The following is a 17,929-nucleotide window of genomic DNA, read 5'->3' as shown; positions in this document are numbered from 1 at the left end:
GGGGCCGCGCCGCGCCGCGCCGCGCCGCCCCGGCACCCGCCTCCGCTCTGCCGCCGAGGCGGCAGCCCGTGTGCAAGCATGACCGGGCAGCCGACGCGCAGGAGGCCCCCCATGACCCGTCGCCGCACCGCCGCCACCGAGGAGCACACCGCATTCCGGCGGGCGCTGACCGCCGCACTCCGCGGCGAGGTGCGGTTCGGCGCCGCCGAGCGCACCGTGTACAGCCATGACGCCTCCAACTACCGCCACCTGCCCGCCGGTGTGGCCAAACCCGCCGACCTGGACGACGTCCGGGCCGCCATGGCGCTCTGCCGCGAACACCGCGTGCCCCTGGTCGCGCGCGGCGCCGGCACCAGCATCGGCGGGCAGGCGATCGGGCCCGGCGCCCTGGTGCTGGACTTCCGCCGCCACCTGGGCCGGGTGCTGGAGCTGGACCCCGACCGGCGGACCGCCCGCGTGCAACCCGGCACCGTGCTGGACGACCTGCGCGCCGCCGCCCGCCCGCACGGCCTCACCTTCGGCCCCGACCCCGCCACCCACAGCCGCTGCACCCTCGGCGGCATGATCGGCAACGACTCCTGCGGCTCCCACTCCCTCGCCTGGGGCCGCACCTCGGACAACCTCCACTCGCTGGACCTGCTGCTCCCCGACGGCACCGAACTCACCGTCGGCGGCCCCACCACCCCCGCCGAACGGGAGCGGCTGCGCCGCCTCCCCGGCCGCGCCGGTGAACTCCACCGCGCCCTCCAGGAGCTCGCCGACGGCAACCTGGCCCTGCTCCGCCAGGGCTTTCCGCAACTGCCCCGGCGCGGCTCCGGCTACGCCCTGGACGCCCTGCTGCCCGAGCGCGGCCACGACCTCAGCCGGGCCCTCACCGGCACCGAGGGCACCTGCGCCGTGCTGCTCGGCGCCACCGTACGGCTGGTCGCGGCCCCCGCCGCCCGGGCCCTGGTGGTCGCCGGATACCCCGACGAGACGGCCGCCGCCGACGCCGTACCCGCACTGCTGCCGCACCGCCCGCTCACCATGGAGGGCATGGGCGCCGACCTGATCGCCGCACTGCTCGCCGCCGGCCGCCGCCCGCCCGCCCTGGACCGGCTGCCCGCCGGCGGCGGATGGCTCTTCATGGAAGTCGGCGGCGACACCCCGGCCGCCGCCGAAGCCGCCGCCCGCACCCTCGCCGAGGACGCCCGGCGCGGCCACGGCGCCACCGTCACCGTGCTGACCGACCCGGACGAGCAGCGGCAGCTCTGGTCCGTACGGGAGGCCGGCGCCGGCATCGTCACCCGGCTGCCCCCGGACCCCTCGCAGCCGGAAGCCCGGGGAGGCGCCGAGGCGTGGCCGGGCTGGGAGGACTCCGCCGTGCCGCCCGAGCGGCTGGGCTCCTACCTGCGCCGACTGCGCGCCCTGCTGGCCGCGCACGGCCTGCGCGGCGTCCCCTACGGCCACTTCGGCGAGGGCTGCGTCCACCTGCGGATCGACTTCCCGCTCGGCCGCCCCGAAGGCCGCCGCACCTTCCGCCGCTTCCTGGAAGAGGCCGCCGACCTGGCCGTCTCCCACGGCGGCTCGCTCTCCGGCGAGCACGGCGACGGTCAGGCCCGCGCCGAGCTGCTGCCCCGGATGTACCCGCCGGAGCTGATCGCGCTCTTCGCCCGCTTCAAGCGGATCTGGGACCCGGAGAACCTGCTCAACCCCGGCAACCTGGTCGACCCCCGCCCCCTCGACCGCGACCTGCGGCTGGCCGGGCTGCCCGAACGCCGCCTGCCGCTGGTCTTCCCCTACCCGGACGACGACGGCAGCCTCGCCAAGGCCGTGCACCGCTGCGTCGGCGTCGCCAAATGCGTCGACACCTCCACCGGCGTGATGTGCCCCAGCTATATGGCGACGGGGGAGGAGCGCCACTCGACCCGGGGCCGGGCGCGGCTGCTCGCCGAGATGCTGCGCGGCGAGGCCGTACCCGACGGCTGGCGCTCCCGCGAGGTGCACAAGGCCCTGGACCTCTGCCTGGCCTGCAAGGGCTGCGCCAGCGACTGCCCGGTCCAGGTCGACATGGCGACCTACAAGGCGGAGTTCCTGTACCACCACTACCGCCGCCGGCTGCGCCCCGCCTCCCACTACTCCCTGGGCTGGCTGCCGCTCTGGCTGCGCGCCACCGCCCTCGCCCCACGTGCCGCCGACCGGGTACGCCGCTCACCCGCGCTGGCCGCCGCCCTCCGACGCGCCGCCGGGATCGCCCCCGAACGCGACCTGCCGACCTTCCCCGCCGAGACCTTCACCCGCTGGTTCCGCCGCCACCGCGCCACCCACCCGGCCGACCCGGCGGCGCCCCGGCTGCTGCTCTGGCCGGACACCTTCTCCGAGCACCTGGAACCGCACATCGCCCGCGCCGCCGTGGCCGTACTGGAGCACCTGGGCTACGCCGTGGAGATCCCCGACCGCCCCGTCTGCTGCGGCCTCACCTGGATCACCACCGGCCAACTCACCACCGCCCGCCGGGTGCTGCGCCGCACCGTCCGCGCCGTACCGCCGGACATCCCCGTCGTCGGCCTGGAGCCCAGCTGCACCACCGCGCTCCGCGACGAACTGCCCGCCCTGCTGGGCCGCGACCCGGCGTACGGTGACGCCGCCCGCGACCTCGCCGCCCGGGTCCGCACCTTCGCCGAGACCGTGGACCGGCACACCGCCGAACTGCCCGCCCTGCCCGGCAGCGCCATCACCCAGGTCCACTGCCACCAGCACGCCGCCCTGGGCACCGACGCCGACCGCCGGGTCACCGCCGCCCTCGGCCTGGACAACCGGGTGCTGGACTCCGGCTGCTGCGGCCTGGCCGGCAACTTCGGCTTTGAACGCGGCCACTACGAGGTCTCCCGCGCCGCCGCCGAACGCGTCCTCATCCCCGAGGTGCGCGCCGCCGACCCGGACACCCTGGTCCTGGCCGACGGCTTCAGCTGCCGCACCCAGATCGCCCAACTCGCCGACGGCCGCCGCGCCCTGCACCTCGCCGAGGTGCTGCACCGCGCCCTGGACACGGCACCCTGACACGGCCCCGGTCGCCGCTCGTCAACGGCCGATCGGGGTGGAGGCGATCACCCCGAGGCCGACCCTTCGCGCAGGGTGATCCGGATGCCCACCGTGCCCTGCCGTCCGCGCCGCAGCCGACTGCCCAGCAGGGTCAACCGGCCCAGCAGGCCGTACTTGCGGGCCAGCAGCGCCCGGTAGTGCTCGGTGGCCGCCGGGTCCAGGAGTTCGGCCGTACCGGGCACATCGTCGCCCTTGCGCCCGCCCCGCACGTCGCAGGGGGCCACCTGTACGTCCGCCCGGTTGCGGATGCGCTTGACCTTCCCGGAGTCCGCCACCGTCCACACGCCCAGCGCGTCCCCGTCCCGTACCACCCATACCGGGGTGGGCACCGCAGAGCCGTCCCGCCGATAGGTGGTGACCAGCAGATAGCTGCCCGCGCTCAGCCGGTCCAGGGTGCTGCCAGTACCGCCGGTGGTGCCGTCATTTGCCATGGCGTCAGCGTAGGGCCGCCGGGCGGGCCGGTGACCGCGCGCATCTCGGCCATCCCCGCGCGGGTCCGCCGCCGCGCCGCCGCCCGATGCCACACTGGGACGGTGGACACGCCAGAGCCTCCCCGCCTGCTGCCGGTCGACGACTACCTCGCCTCCCTTCCCCGGGCCTATCTCGCCGCAGGTGCGGTGATCACCGACGAGTCGGACCGCCTGCTGATCGTGAAGCCCACCTACCGCACCCACTGGTCACTGCCCGGCGGCACCGTGGACGCCGGTGAGGACCCCGCGCAGTGCGTGGTCCGCGAAGTCGCCGAGGAGACCGGTCTCACCGTGACCATGGTCCGGCTGGCCGCCGTGCACTGGACCCGGCATGTCGACGGGCGCGAGTCCGGCGGACGCCCCACCCGGGGCCACCCCGGGCTGCTGTTCGTCTTCGACTGCGGCACCGTCCCGGACGGCACCGAGGTGCGGCTGCCGTCCGACGAACTGGAGGACTTCCGCTGGTGCGACCCGGAGGAGGCGTTCCGGCTGCTCTCCCCGGGCACGGTCCGCCGACTGCGCGCGGCGCTGGCCGTACGCGACCGGGGCGGCACCGCCTTCGTCTCCGGCAACACCCCGCCGGGACCGCATGACTGGGCCCCCGACATCCATGTGCACTGACATCCCCGCGCACTGACATCCCCGTGCACTGACATCCCCGCGCACTGACATCCCCGTGCACTGACATCCCTGTCTGTACTGACACCGGCACCGATACCGGGAGCACCATGCCCTCCCTGCCCTACTACGAGCAGCGCTCACCCGGCAGCGGCGCACTGCCGCCCCGGGCGGCCTTCGCCTCCTCCGCGCCCCGGCTGGACCTCGGCGGACGCTGGCGGTTCCGGCTCTCGCCCACCGTCGCCGCCGCCGAAGCCCACGACGGGCAGGCCCACTTCGCCGCCGACGGCTATGACGACACCGGCTGGGCGGACCTCACCGTCCCCGGCCACTGGCCGCTCCAGGGCCACGGCAGCCCCGCGTACACCAACCACCGCTACCCGTTCCCGGTCGACCCGCCCCGGGTCCCCACCGAGAACCCCACCGGAGACCACCGGCTGGTCTTCGACCTCCCCGCCGACTGGCCCGACAGCGACAGCGGCGGAGCCGTGCTCCGCTTGGAGGGCGTGGACTCCTGCTGCCGGGTCTGGCTGGGCGGCACCGAGCTGGGCGTCTCCCGGGGCAGCCGGCTGCCGGTGGAGTTCGACGCGGGACCGCTGCTGCGCCGCACCCGCAATGTGCTGGCGGTACGGGTGCACCAGTGGTCCTCCGGCAGCTATCTGGAGGACCAGGACATGTGGTGGCTGCCCGGCATCTTCCGGGACGTCACCCTGCTGCACCGCCCGGCCGGCGGGGTCCGCGACCTCTCTGTGCACGCCGGGTACGACCACCGCACCGGCCTGGGCACCCTGCGGGTGGACGCCGACCCGGGCGGCCGGGTGACCGTCCCCGAGCTGGGCGTCGCCGACCTGCCCGCCGGGCAGGCCACCACCGTCCCGGTGCAGCCCTGGACCGCCGAGACACCCCGGCTGTACGCGGGCACCCTGGCCACCGGGGCGGAGCGGGTGGAGCTGCGGATCGGCTTCCGCACCGTGGCCGTCGCGGACGGCCTGCTCACCGTCAACGGCCGCCGCATCCTGCTGCGCGGCGTCAACCGCCATGAGTGGCACCCCGACCACGGCCGCGCCGTGCCGTACGCGACCATGCGCGACGACCTGCTGCTGATGAAGCGGCACAACGTCAACGCCGTACGCACCAGCCACTACCCGCCGCACCCCGCCTTCCTGGACCTCTGCGACGAGTTGGGCCTCTGGGTGGTCGACGAGTGCGACCTGGAGACCCATGGCTTCGCCGACACCGGCTGGCGCGGCAACCCGGTGGACGACCCCCGCTGGACCCCGGCGCTGCTGGACCGCGCCGCCCGCATGGTCGAGCGGGACAAGAACCACCCCAGCGTCATCCTCTGGTCGCTGGGCAATGAGTGCGGCACCGGACGCGGCCTCGGCGAGGCGGCCGACCACATCCGCGCTCGCGACCCCGGTCGGCCGATCCACTACGAGGGCGACCCCAGCTGCCGCCACACCGACGTCTACAGCCGGATGTACGCCTCCCCCGAGGAGGTGCGCCGGATCGGGGAGCGCACCGAGGAGCCGCTGGACGACCCCCGGTTGGACGCCCGCCGCCGCGCGCTGCCGTTTGTGCTCTGCGAGTACGCCCACGCCATGGGCAACGGCCCCGGCGGACTCGCCGACTACCAGCGGCTCTTCGAGACCTATGAGCGCTGCCAGGGCGGCTTCGTCTGGGAGTGGATCGACCACGGCATCCGGCAGCGGACCCCCGACGGGCGGGAGTTCTTCGCCTACGGCGGCGACTTCGGCGAGGAGCTGCACGACGGCAACTTCGTCTGCGACGGGCTGCTGCTGCCGGACCGCACCCCCTCCCCGGGGCTGGCCGAGTTCAAGGCGGTGGTGCAGCCGGTGCGGTTCGGCGGCGACGCCGGGGGAGTGCGGATCACCAACGGCCATGACTTCGCCGACCTCGGCCTGCTCGCCTTCCGCTGGAGCTACCAGGTCGCCGGGGAGACCGTGGCGGAGGGCCCGCTGGCCGTGCCGCCGCTGGCCCCGGGCGGCAGCGCCGAGGTCAAGCTGGGGCCGCCGCCCCCGGGGGCGCTCCGCAAGGCGCCCGAGGGGGAAGCATGGTGGACCGTCAGCGCCGTACTGGCCGCCGACACGGCGTGGGCGGAGGCCGGCCATGAGGTCGCCTGGGCGCAGTTCGCGGCCTCCCCGGCACCGGCGCGGCCCCCGCTGCGGCCCACCGCGACCCCGCGCCGGGACGGCGCCGCGCTGCGGCTCGGGCCGGGCACCTTCGACGCCGCCGACGGGCTGCTGACCGCCCTGGGCGGGCTCCCCGTGCAGGGGCCCAGGCTGGACGTCTGGCGGGCGCCCACCGACAACGACGCCATGGTGCTGGCCCGCCCCGAGGACCGGCTGGCCGAGCGGTGGCACCGGCTCGGCCTGCACCGGATGCGGCACCGCATCGACGAGGTGCGGCTTGTGGAGACCGGGCTGCTGGTCCGCACCCGGGTCGCTCCGGCCGCCGCCGACCTGGGGCTGCGCACCGCCTACGGGTGGACCTCGGACGGGGTGCGGCTGCGGCTGGCCGTGGAGGTGGAGCCGGAGGGCGACTGGCCGGTGCCGCTGCCCCGGCTGGGCGTACGGCTGGCGGTGCCCGCCGCGCTGGGCCGGGTGCGCTGGTTCGGCGGCGGGCCGGGGGAGGCGTACCCGGACAGCAGCCGCGCCTCCCGGATCGGCCGCTGGGAGTCGACCGTGGACGGCTTGCAGACGCCCTATGTCCGGCCGCAGGAGAACGGCAGCCGGGCCGGGGTCCGGTACGCCCTGCTCACCGGTGAGGCGGGCGGCGGCCTGCGCAACAGCGGCGGCCTGCGGATCGAGGGGGAGCCGGAGTTCGCGCTGACCGCCCGCCGCTGGACCACCGAGCAACTGGCCGCCGCCCGGCACACCACCGACCTGCTGCCGGATCCGGACTGGATCCACCTCACCCTGGACCACGCCCAGCATGGACTGGGGTCCGCCTCCTGCGGCCCCGGGGTGCTCCCGGCGTACCGGCTGCAAGCTGCGCCGACCCGCTTCTCCCTGGTCTTCGGGGTCCTCCCCGGCAGGCAGCCGCAAGGCTGACGCAAGTGACTTACGGTCAATGTCGTACGCTTACGCCCATGACGCGACGACTTGCCGAGGTGGCCAAGAAGGTCGGAGTGAGCGAGGCGACGGTGAGCCGGGTGCTCAACGACAAGCCCGGTGTCTCCGACTCCACTCGGGCTGCGGTGCTGACCGCGCTCGACGTCCTCGGCTATGAGCGGCCCACCCAGCTGCGGGGGGAGCGCGCCCGGCTGGTGGGTCTGGTGCTGCCGGAGTTGCAGAACCCGATCTTCCCGGCCTTTGCCGAGGTGGTGGGCGGGGCCCTGGCCCAGCAGGGGTTCACCCCGGTGCTCTGCACCCAGACCGCCGGCGGGGTCTCCGAGGCTGACTATGTGGACCTGCTGCTCCAGCAGCATGTCTCCGGGGTGGTCTTCTTCGGCGGCCTGTATGCGCAGGCCGACTCACCGCATGAGCACTATGAGCGGCTTGCCGAGCGCGGTCTGCCGACCGTGCTGCTCAATGCGGCCATCGACGACCTGGACTTCCCCCGGGTCTCCTGCGACGACGCCGTCGCGGTGGAGCAGTCGGTGGGGCATCTGGTCTCGCTCGGCCACCGGCGGATCGGCATGGTGCTGGGCCCGCCCGACCATATGCCGTCCCGGCGGAAGCTGGCGGCCGGGCGGGTGGCCTGCGAGCGCGCCGGGCTGGAGCTGCCGGACTCCCGGGTGGAGCGGGCGCTCTTCTCGCTGGAGGGCGGCCAGGCGGCCGCCACCCGGCTGCTTCAGCAGGGCGTCACCGCGATCGTCTGCGCCAGCGACCCGCTGGCGCTGGGCTCGGTGCGGGCCGCCCGGCGGCGCGGGCTGACGGTGCCGGGCGACATCTCGGTGGTCGGCTATGACGACTCCTCCTTCATGACCTGCACCGACCCGCCGCTGACCACCGTGCGGCAGCCGATCGAGGCAATGGGCCGGGCTGCGGTGGAGCTGCTCGCCGGTGAGATCGCCGGGGTCCGGGTCACCCATGACGAGCTGCTCTTCGAGCCCGAGCTGGTGGTGCGCGGCTCCACCGGGCCGGCCCCGGCAGGCGCCTGACCGCCGGCCGGGCGCGGCCGACCGGGCCGCCTCACCGGGCGCCGCCTCACCGGGAGGGACTTCACCGGGAGGGGCGCCCGGTTCCGTCGGCCTGCCTCCGGGGGCGGTCTGCGCGCTCATGCGGGCATCCTGGCACCTTCGCGGGAAGTTCGAAGCATCCTTTGCAAAGTTGTTGCGATGTGATGTCGTACGATTGCGAACCATGACACGACGACTTGCGGAAGTGGCCAAGAAGGTCGGCATGAGCGAGGCCACGGTCAGCCGTGTGCTCAACAACCGCCCCGGCGTGTCGGAGAACACCCGCGCCGCCGTGCTGACCGCGCTGGACGTGCTGGGCTATGAGCGCCCCACCCAGCTCCGGGGGCAGCGGTCCCGGTTGGTGGGTCTGGTGCTGCCGGAGTTGCAGAACCCGATCTTCCCGGCGCTCGCCGAGGTGGTGGGCGCCGGGCTGGCCCAGCAGAACTTCATCCCGGTGCTCTGCACCCAGACCGCCGGCGGGGTCTCCGAGGCGGACTATGTGGGCCTGCTGCTCCAGCAGCAGGTCTCCGGCGTGGTCTTCTTCGGCGGGGCCTATGCGCAGGCCGAGGCGCAGCATGAGCACTACGACCTGATCGCCGAGCGCGGCCTGCCGACGGTGCTGCTCAACGCGGCCGTCGACGGGCTGGACTTCCCCCGGGTGGTCTGCGACGACGCCGTCGCGGTGGAGCAGGTGCTGGGCCATCTGCGGCAGTTGGGGCACCGGCGGATCGGGATGGTCCTCGGGCCGCCCGACCATGTGCCGTCCCGCCGCAAGCTGGCCGCCGCCCGGGCGCATGCGGCGGCGGCCGGGAGCGCGCTCGCCGACGACATGGTCGAGCGGACCATGTTCTCGCTGGAGGGCGGCCAGGCGGCGGCCGCCCGGCTGCTGCGGCGCGGCGCCACCGCGCTGGTCTGCGCCAGCGACCCGCTGGCGCTGGGCGCGATCCGGGCCGTGCGCCGCTGCGGCCTCTCGGTGCCGGACGACGTCTCGGTGGTCGGCTATGACGACTCCTCCTTCATGACCTGCATGGATCCGGCGCTGACGACCGTCCGGCAGCCGATCGACGCCATGGGCAGGACCGTGGTGGACCTGCTGGTCGGCGCGATCTCGGGCACCTGGGGCGAGCACGGCGAGATCTTCTTTGAGCCGGAGCTGGTGGTGCGCTCCAGCAGCGGGCCCGCCCCTGACGCGTTCACGTCAGCAGATCACAAGTCCGTATCGTGATTTTGCAAACTTCAGTCGACATCTTGTGGTCATCTGTCGGCGATGGTTAAGTGAATCGCGCCAGCCGGGGCCGTGGCACCGGGACGAGTACCCGCGGAACCGCTGCGCCCATGACGCGCCACTTTGAGCACCTCCCGCTCACGTCCGGTCGGACAGGAGCGACTCCTCCACCGTGCTTGCAGAAGGGTCCACCCGCATGAACAGAAACCGGCTGCTCCGCAGAGCGGTCACCGCCGTCGCAGTCGCCGGCCTGGTCCTCCCGGCCGCCGCGTGCAGCAGCTCCAGCAGCGACAGCGGCGCCGAGGCAGGGAAGAGCGGCAAGCCCTCCGCCGCCGCTGCCGACGACGCCGCCGCGCCCCTGGACCCCAACGCCAAGGTGACCCTCAGCATCGACTGCCAGCCGCCGGTCACCAAGACCGCCGAGCGCAAGGAGTGGGCGGAGGACATCGCGGCGTTCACCAAGCAGTACCCGAACGTCACCATCGACTCCAAGGACGCCTTCCCCTGCGAGGAGCCGGCCCGGTTCACCGCACAGCTCCAGGGCAAGACCCAGACGGACGTCTTCTACAGCTACTTCACCGACCTGGACCAGGTGCTCGACGCGGGTCAGGCCGAGGACATCAGCGCCTACGTCAACGACACCACCGTGCCGGCGCTGAAGGACATCGACCCGTCGGTGATGGACACCCTCAAGGCGGACGGCAAGCTCTACGGCCTGCCGACCACCAACTACAAGATGGGCCTGCTCTACAGCCGCAAGCTCTTCAAGAAGGCCGGCCTCGACCCCGACAAGCCGCCGACCACCTGGGAGGAGATCCGCGCCGACGCCAAGAAGATCGCCGCACTGGGCGGCGGCGTCAACGGCTACGGCGAGTACAGCGCCACCAACCAGGGCGGCTGGCACTACACCGCCGAGCTCTACGGCCTCGGCGGCACGATGGTCAACGAGGACGGCAGCAAGGCCGCCTTCAACACGCCCGAGGGCAAGCAGGTCCTCCAGAACCTCTACGACATGCGCTGGACCGACAAGTCCATGAGCGCGGCCCAGGGCCTCAAGTGGCCCGACCTGATGACCCAGATGGCCGCGGGCAAGCTCGGCATGTACGTCGGCGCCCCGGACGACATCACCTACATGGTGCAGACCCTCAAGGGCGACTACGAGGACTACGGCATGGGCCCGATGCCGGGCGGCAAGGCCGCGCTGCTCGGCGGTGCCGACTACATGTTCAAGAAGGGCTCCACCCCGGACCAGATCAAGGCCGGCATCGCCTGGGTGAACTTCAAGTTCCTCACCATGGGCAAGGGCCAGTTCGACTACGCCCGGACCAAGGCCGACGGCCTGCCGGTGGGTCTCCCGCAGCCCTTCTTCTTCGGCGGCGCCACGCTGGAGGCCGACAACCAGGCCAAGGCGGCCAGCGCCACCGTGCCGGTGGCCAACTACGCGCCGTACCTGGCCGTCCAGGTGCCCGGCAAGACCGAGCCGGCCAACGCCCAGCAGATCTACAAGGTGCTGGACAACCCGGTCTCCGCCGTGCTGACGGACAAGAACGCCAACATCGACAAGCTGCTCTCGGACGCCGAGACCCAGGTCAACCAGGTCCTGGCCAACCTCCAGTAGCGGCACCCGCCGGGGGCCGGTCCCCGCGACCGGCCCCCGGCGGCGGCCCCGAGCACCGATCAGCAGCTGAACTCAGGAGTAGCGATGGCGGCGATCACCGTCTCCAGCGAAGAGACGAGGAAACTCGGCAGGACCGCGGACCAGGGCAGGGGAGGCCGACGGCGCAGAGTGCGCCAGAACCTCTCCGCACACGGCTTCCTGCTGGGTGCGCTGCTCTGCTTCGGGTTCTTCACCTGGTACCCGATGGTCCGCGAAGTCATCATGAGCTTCCAGAAGACCAAGCGGGGCACCACCACCTGGGTCGGCCTGGAGAACCTGGACCGGATCTTCGACGACCCCGCGTTCTGGCAGGCATGGCGCAACACCCTGCTCTACACCGGACTCGCGCTGGTGCTCGGCTTCGCAGTCCCCTTTGTCGTCGCCCTGCTGCTCAACGAACTGCGGCACGCCAAGTCCTATCTGCGCGTCCTGGTCTACCTGCCGGTGATGATGCCCCCGGTCGCCTCGGTGCTGCTCTTCAAGTACTTCTACGACCCGGACTTCGGCCTCTTCAACCACATCCTCTCCGCCCTCCACCTGCCGACGTCCGCCTGGCTCAACTCCTCCTCCACCGCCATGCTCTCCGTGGTCATCGCCTCCACCTGGATGAACATGGGCGGCGCCACCCTGATCTACCTGGCGGCCCTCCAGACCATCCCCGGCGAGCTCTACGAGGCGGCCGAACTCGACGGCGCCGGCCTGCTCCGCAGGATCTGGCACGTCACCATCCCGCAGACCCGGCTCATCCTGTCGCTGCTGCTGCTGCTCCAGATCGTGGCCACCATGCAGGTCTTCGTCGAACCGTTCCTGCTGACCGGCGGCAACGGCCCCCAGGGGTCCACCACCACCGTCGTCTACCTCGTCTACCAGTACGCCTTCAACTTCAACAACTACGGCAGCGCCTCGGCGCTGGGCCTGGTCATGCTGCTGGTGCTCGCCGGGTTCTCCGCCGTGTACGTGCGGCTCAGCCGCGCCGACGACTGAGAGGAGCACCGACCGTGGCAGCCAAAGCCGTGCACACCCGCACCCTGATCTCCCAGACGCAGCTGAACCGCCCCGCCGGCCGGGCCCTGTACTGGACCGTTCTCGCCGTCACCGTGCTGGGCTTCACCCTGGTCTTCCTCGGCCCGCTGTACTGGCTGGTCACCGGCGGTCTGAAGTCCACCGCAGAGGTGATCCAGAACCCGCCCACGCTCTTCCCCAAGCAGGTCCACGCCGACACCTACACGGAGGCTTGGAGCCGCCTCTCCATGGGCCGGCTGCTCTTCAACACGCTCTACTACGCCTTCGGCGCGCTCGCCTTCCAGCTGGTCTTCGACGTCGCAGCGGCCTACTCGCTCTCCAAGCTCCGCCCGGTCCTCGGCAACGTCATCCTGGGCATGATGCTGGCCACCCTGATGATCCCGGCCACCGTGCTGATCGTGCCCCAGTACCTGACCGTGCTGGACCTGCCGGTCCTGCACCTCAACCTGATCAACACCCCCTGGGCGATCTGGCTGCCCACCGTCGCCAACGCCTTCAACATCTTTCTGCTGAAGCGGTTCTTCGACTCCATACCCCAGGACCTGATGGCCGCCGCCGCCATCGACGGGGCCAGCCCGCTGCGCACCCTCTGGTCGATCGTGCTGCCGATGTCCCGGCCGATCCTCGGCGTGGTCTCGATCTTCGCGGTGGTCAACGTCTGGAAGGACTTCCTCTGGCCGATGCTGGTCGAGCCCGACCCGGCCAAGCAGACCCTCAACATCGGCATCCGGTCGCTCTCCACCGGCGTCCCGCAGAACCTCGTCATCGCCGCCCTGGCCATCGCCTCCGCGCCGACGATCGTCTTCTTCCTGATCTTCCAGCGCAACATCATGTCCGGGCTGACCACCGGCAGCCTCAAGGGCTGACCCCCCTCCCCCTGCCCGACCCCCACCCCCGCCTCCGGTCGAAAGGACCCTCCCCGTGGTACAGCAGCCCCAGCCCCAGCCCGAGCGTCCGGGGTGGTGGCGCGACGCGGCGATCTACCAGGTGTACCCACGCAGCTTCGCCGACGGCAACGGCGACGGCACCGGCGACCTGACCGGCATCCGCACCAGGCTCCCGTACCTCGCCGACCTCGGCATCGAGGCCATCTGGTTCAACCCCTGGTACCCCTCCCCGCTGGCCGACGGCGGTTACGACGTCGCCGACTACCGGGACGTCGACCCCGCCTTCGGCACCCTCGCCGACGCCGAGAAGCTCATCACCGAGGCGCTCGACCTGGGCATCCGCACCATCGTCGACATCGTCCCCAACCATGTGTCGGACGCCCACCCCTGGTTCCAGGCGGCCCTCGCCGCCGGCCCCGGCAGCCCCGAGCGGGAGCGCTTCCACTTCCGGCCCGGCCGTGGCCCCGGCGGCGACCTGCCGCCCAACGACTGGGTCTCCGAGTTCGGCGGCGTGCCCTGGACGCGCACCACCGACCCCGACGGCACCCCCGGCGACTGGTACCTGCACCTCTTCGCCACCCAGCAGCCCGACCTCAACTGGGACCACCCCGAGGTGCGGGCCGAGTACGAGGACGTGCTGCGGTTCTGGTTCGACCGCGGCGCCGCCGGCGTCCGCATCGACTCGGCGGCCCTGCTCGCCAAGGACCCGGCGCTGCCCGACTTCACCCCGGGCACCGACCCCCACCCGTTTGTCGACCGGGAGGAGCTGCACACGATCTACCGTTCCTGGCGGCGGATCGCCGACTCCTACGCCGACCCCCGGGTCCTGATCGGCGAGGTCTGGCTGCCCGACGCCGAACGCTTCGTCCGCTACCTGCGCCCGGACGAGCTGCACACCGCCTTCAACTTCGACTTCCTGACCCGCCCCTGGGAGGCCGAAGCGCTGCGCGCCTCCATCGACACCACCCTCGCCCTGCACGCCCCGGTCGGCGCCCCCGCCACCTGGGTGCTCTGCAACCACGACGTCACCCGCACGGTCACCCGCTACGGCCGCAGCGACACCCGCTTCGGCTTCGCCGCCAAGGCCTTCGGCACCCCCACCGACCGGGCCCTGGGCCTGCGCCGCGCCCGCGCCGCCGCCCTGCTCTCCCTTGCGCTGCCCGGCTCCGTCTACCTCTACCAGGGTGAGGAACTGGGCCTGCCCGAAGTCGAGGACCTTCCCCTGGACCGGCTCCAGGACCCGATGCACTTCCGCTCCGGCGGCACCAACCCCGGGCGCGACGGCTGCCGCGTCCCGCTGCCCTGGTCCGGCACCGCGCAGCCGTACGGCTTCACCTCCGACGGCGTCGAACCCTGGCTGCCGCAGCCGGACGACTGGGCCGCCCTCACCGTCGAGGCGCAGTCGGCCGACCCCGGTTCGATGCTGCGGCTCTACCGCACCGCGCTGCACCTGCGCCGTACCGAACCGGAGCTGCGCGAGGGCGAGTTCGGCTGGCTGGGCAGTGCGCCAGGGGTACTCGACTTCCGCCGGGGCGACGGCTTCCGCTGCCTCACCAACCTCTCCGACGCCCCGGTGCCGCTGCCCGCCGGAGCGGAGACACTGCTGGCCAGCGGAGAACTGACGGATGGTCAGCTTCCGCCGGACACCTCGGTCTGGCTGCGCCCCGCCGGCTGAGCCGTCGACCGCAAGGGCCCCGGAACCCCCCTCAGGGGGGCTCCGGGGCCCTTCTGCGTTGGCTCGTAAGCTCCTTGCGTTGATTCTGCCAAAATCTTGCTACTGCTTATGGACTTCGTGCATCCGGGGCGCCTAGTCTTCCCATGCTCGGCTGAAATGGCCGCGTCACATTCGGAAGCTCCGCGCGATCCGACCTCTCCCCGCACCTCTGGTCCCACCACTCATCCGACCAGCAAGGATGTGCATTTCCCATGCAGTCACCCCCCGGAAGCCGGCTACGCCGCAGCCTGGCCGCGTTCACCGCCGGAACCCTCGGCGCCGCAGGTCTGGTCACGGCCGTGATGGCAAGCGCCGGAACCGCCCACGCCGCAGGTGTCCCCACGCTCTCCCCGCTGGCGGTCTCCGGCCGTGGCGCCACCGTCCCCTTCCTGGAGCAGGAGGCGGAGTACGCGACCACCAACGGCACCGTGATCGGCCCCGACCGCCTCTACGGCCATCTGTCCTCCGAGGCGTCGGGCCGGCAGGCGGTCACGCTGAACGCGGTCGGCCAGTATGTGGAGTTCACCCTCACCGCGCCCGCCAACGCGATGGACTTCCGCTACAGCCTGCCCGACTCCCCGGACGGCAAGGGGCGCGACGCCTCGATGGACCTGCTGGTCAACGGGTCCAAGCTGAAGAGCGTCGATGTGACCTCCAAGTACAGCTGGTACTACGGGGGCTACCCGTTCAACAACAATCCGGGCGACACCAACCCGCACCACTTCTACGACGAGGCCCGGACGCTGCTCGGCTCGACCTACCCGGCCGGCACCAGGATCCGCCTCCAGGTCTCCTCCACCGCCCAGTCGCCGACCTTCACCATCGACCTGGCGGACTTCGAGAACGTCGCGGGCCCGATCGGCAAGCCGTCCGGCGCCCTCGACGTGGTCGCCGACTTCGGCGCCGACCCGACCGGCGCCACCGACTCCACCGCCAAGTTCCAGGCCGCCGTCAACGCCGGTGCGGCCCAGGGCAGGACGGTCTACATCCCGCAGGGCAACTTCACCCTGTACAGCCATGTGATCGTGGACAGGGTGACACTGGCCGGGGCGGGCCCCTGGTACAGCGTGCTCGGCGGTCGCGACCCCAACGTCCGCAGCCGTGCCGCCGGCATCTACGGCAAGTACGTCAGCGACGGCGGCCCCAGCCAGAACGTCACCCTCAAGGACTTCGCGATCATCGGCGACATCCGCGAGCGGGTGGACGAGGACCAGGTCAACGCGCTGGGCGGCGCGATGTCCAACTCCACGGTCGACAACCTCTGGCTCCAGCACACCAAGGTCGGCGCCTGGATGGACGGTCCGATGGACCACTTCACCATCAAGAACAGCCGCATCCTGGACCAGACCGCCGACGGCGTGAACTTCCACACCGGGGTCACCAACTCCACCGTCACCAACACCTTCGTCCGCAACACCGGTGACGACGGCCTGGCCTCCTGGCCGGAGAACAAGCCCAATGTGAACGACAGCTTCACCCACAACACCGTGGTCCTGCCGATCCTGGCGAACAACATCGTCACCTACGGCGGCAGGGACTTCACCATCTCCGACAACGTGATGGCCGACACCATCTCCAACGGCGGCGGGCTGCACATCGCCAACCGCTACCCCGGTGTCAACTCCGGTAGCGGCACTGCGGTCGCGGGCACCATCACCGCCGCCCGCAACACCCTGATCCGCACCGGCAACAGCGACTACAACTGGAACTTCGGCGTCGGAGCCATCTGGTTCGACGGCCTCAACGAGCCGATCAGCGGCGCCACCATCAACGTCACCGACACCGACATCCTGGACAGCTCCTACGAGGCGATCCAGACCATCGAGGGCGCCTCCAGCGGCATCAACCTCACCAATGTCAACATCGACGGTGCCGGCACCTACGCCATCCAGGCCCAGGCGAACGCCTCGATGAAGTTCACCAGGGTGACCGCCAAGAACATCGCGCAGAGCGCCACCCCGATCCACAACTGCGTGGGCACCGGCTTCTCGATCACCGACGGCGGCGGCAACTCCGGCTGGAACACCGGCTCCACCTGCTCCGGCAACTGGCCCGCCCCGCAGTGGACCTACGGCGGCCGACCGGCCAATGGCTCCACCGGCCCCACCGATCAGCCGACCTCCCCGCCGACCACGCCTCCCACCACCCCGCCGACGACCCCGCCGACGACGCCTCCCACCACGCCCCCCACCACCCCGCCGAGCTGCACCCCGAGCACCGGCAACCTGGCCAAGGGCAGGACGGCCACCGCCTCCGGCTCCAGCCAGAACTACGGCCCGGGCAACGCGGTGGACGGTGACGCCAACAGCTACTGGGAGTCCACCAACAACGCCTTCCCGCAGTGGATCCAGGTGGACCTGGGCTGCAAGGCCGACCTCGGCAAGGTGGTGCTGAAGCTGCCGCCGGCCGCCGCCTGGGCCAAGCGCACCCAGACCGTCCAGGTGCAGGGCTCCACCGACGGCAACACCTGGACCACGCTGGCCGCAGCGACCGGCTACACCTTCGACCCGGCGACCGGCAACACCGCCACCGCCGCCTTCCCGACCGCCACGGCCCGCTATCTGAAGCTCACCTTCACCGGCAACACCGGCTGGCCCGCCGCCCAGCTCTCCGAGCTGGAGGCGTACGCCTCGGACGGCACGCCCACCACCCCGCCGCCCAGCGGCGACCTCGCCCACGGCAAGGCGGCCACCGCCTCCGGCACCAGCCAGAACTACGGCCCGGGCAACGCGGTGGACGGTGACGTCAACACCTACTGGGAGTCCACCAACAACGCCTTCCCGCAGTGGATCCAGGTCGACCTGGCCGGCAACCAGTCGGTCGGCCGCCTGGTGCTGAAGCTGCCGCCGGCCAGCGCCTGGGCCAAGCGCACCCAGACCGTCCAGGTCCAGGGCTCCACCGACGGCAACACCTGGACCACGCTGGCCGCAGCGACCGGCTACACCTTCGACCCTGCGAGCGGCAACACCGCCACCGTCACCTTCCCGGCGAAGACCGCCCGCTATCTGAAGCTCACCTTCACCGGCAACACCGGTTGGCCCGCCGCCCAGCTCTCCGAGCTCCAGGCGTACAGCTCCTGACCCTCTCCCGACCGCCGCTGACCGGCGCAC

At 72.1% G+C, this 17,929-nt stretch carries 11 protein-coding genes; 10 read left to right on the top strand and 1 reads right to left on the bottom strand.

The window, feature by feature from the left end:
- Window positions 1-111 precede the first annotated feature (111 nt).
- On the top strand, window positions 112-3,039 hold the full coding sequence (locus tag C7M71_RS03875) for an FAD-binding and (Fe-S)-binding domain-containing protein (RefSeq protein WP_111494276.1): 2,928 nt from the start codon (window positions 112-114) through the stop codon (window positions 3,037-3,039).
- Window positions 3,040-3,086: 47 nt separating this feature from the next.
- Here the strand turns inward: C7M71_RS03875 and C7M71_RS03870 are convergent, their stop codons facing one another.
- Window positions 3,087-3,512 carry a PPOX class F420-dependent oxidoreductase gene (locus tag C7M71_RS03870; protein WP_111494278.1) on the bottom strand — a complete coding sequence of 142 codons (426 nt, stop codon included), beginning with the start codon at window positions 3,510-3,512 and terminating at the stop codon, window positions 3,087-3,089.
- Window positions 3,513-3,614: 102 nt separating this feature from the next.
- Between C7M71_RS03870 and C7M71_RS03865 the strand changes: the two genes are divergently transcribed.
- The 9 genes from C7M71_RS03865 to C7M71_RS03825 all read left to right on the top strand — a co-directional run bounded on the left by C7M71_RS03865 (window position 3,615) and on the right by C7M71_RS03825 (window position 17,899).
- Complete coding sequence (locus C7M71_RS03865; protein WP_111494280.1) at window positions 3,615-4,172, top strand: NUDIX domain-containing protein; 558 nt, start codon at window positions 3,615-3,617, stop codon at window positions 4,170-4,172.
- A gap of 107 nt (window positions 4,173-4,279) precedes the next feature.
- Window positions 4,280-7,243, top strand: a complete 2,964-nt coding sequence (locus tag C7M71_RS03860) for a glycoside hydrolase family 2 TIM barrel-domain containing protein (RefSeq protein ID WP_114914167.1) — start codon at window positions 4,280-4,282, stop codon at window positions 7,241-7,243.
- 38 nt (window positions 7,244-7,281) lie between these two features.
- Window positions 7,282-8,295: a LacI family DNA-binding transcriptional regulator gene (locus tag C7M71_RS03855; protein WP_111492927.1), complete on the top strand. Its 1,014-nt coding sequence runs from the start codon at window positions 7,282-7,284 to the stop codon at window positions 8,293-8,295.
- 202 nt (window positions 8,296-8,497) lie between these two features.
- A complete protein-coding gene (locus C7M71_RS03850; RefSeq protein ID WP_111492926.1) occupies window positions 8,498-9,538 on the top strand; it encodes a LacI family DNA-binding transcriptional regulator in 1,041 nt (346 codons plus the stop codon).
- Between the two features lie 196 nt (window positions 9,539-9,734).
- On the top strand, window positions 9,735-11,156 hold the full coding sequence (locus C7M71_RS03845; protein ID WP_111492925.1) for an extracellular solute-binding protein: 1,422 nt from the start codon (window positions 9,735-9,737) through the stop codon (window positions 11,154-11,156).
- A gap of 84 nt (window positions 11,157-11,240) precedes the next feature.
- Window positions 11,241-12,179, top strand: a complete 939-nt coding sequence (locus C7M71_RS03840; protein ID WP_111492924.1) for a carbohydrate ABC transporter permease — start codon at window positions 11,241-11,243, stop codon at window positions 12,177-12,179.
- 29 nt (window positions 12,180-12,208) lie between these two features.
- Window positions 12,209-13,084 (top strand): carbohydrate ABC transporter permease, encoded by an 876-nt coding sequence (locus C7M71_RS03835; RefSeq protein WP_111492928.1) that lies wholly within the window; start codon window positions 12,209-12,211, stop codon window positions 13,082-13,084.
- Between the two features lie 55 nt (window positions 13,085-13,139).
- Window positions 13,140-14,780 (top strand): glycoside hydrolase family 13 protein, encoded by a 1,641-nt coding sequence (locus tag C7M71_RS03830; protein WP_111492923.1) that lies wholly within the window; start codon window positions 13,140-13,142, stop codon window positions 14,778-14,780.
- A gap of 251 nt (window positions 14,781-15,031) precedes the next feature.
- Window positions 15,032-17,899 (top strand): galactose-binding domain-containing protein, encoded by a 2,868-nt coding sequence (locus C7M71_RS03825; RefSeq protein WP_114914166.1) that lies wholly within the window; start codon window positions 15,032-15,034, stop codon window positions 17,897-17,899.
- Window positions 17,900-17,929: the final 30 nt, after the last annotated feature.

The organism is Peterkaempfera bronchialis, from assembly GCF_003258605.2.
Lineage (GTDB): Bacteria > Actinomycetota > Actinomycetes > Streptomycetales > Streptomycetaceae > Peterkaempfera > Peterkaempfera bronchialis.
This window is presented reverse-complemented; position numbering and strand designations above follow the sequence as displayed.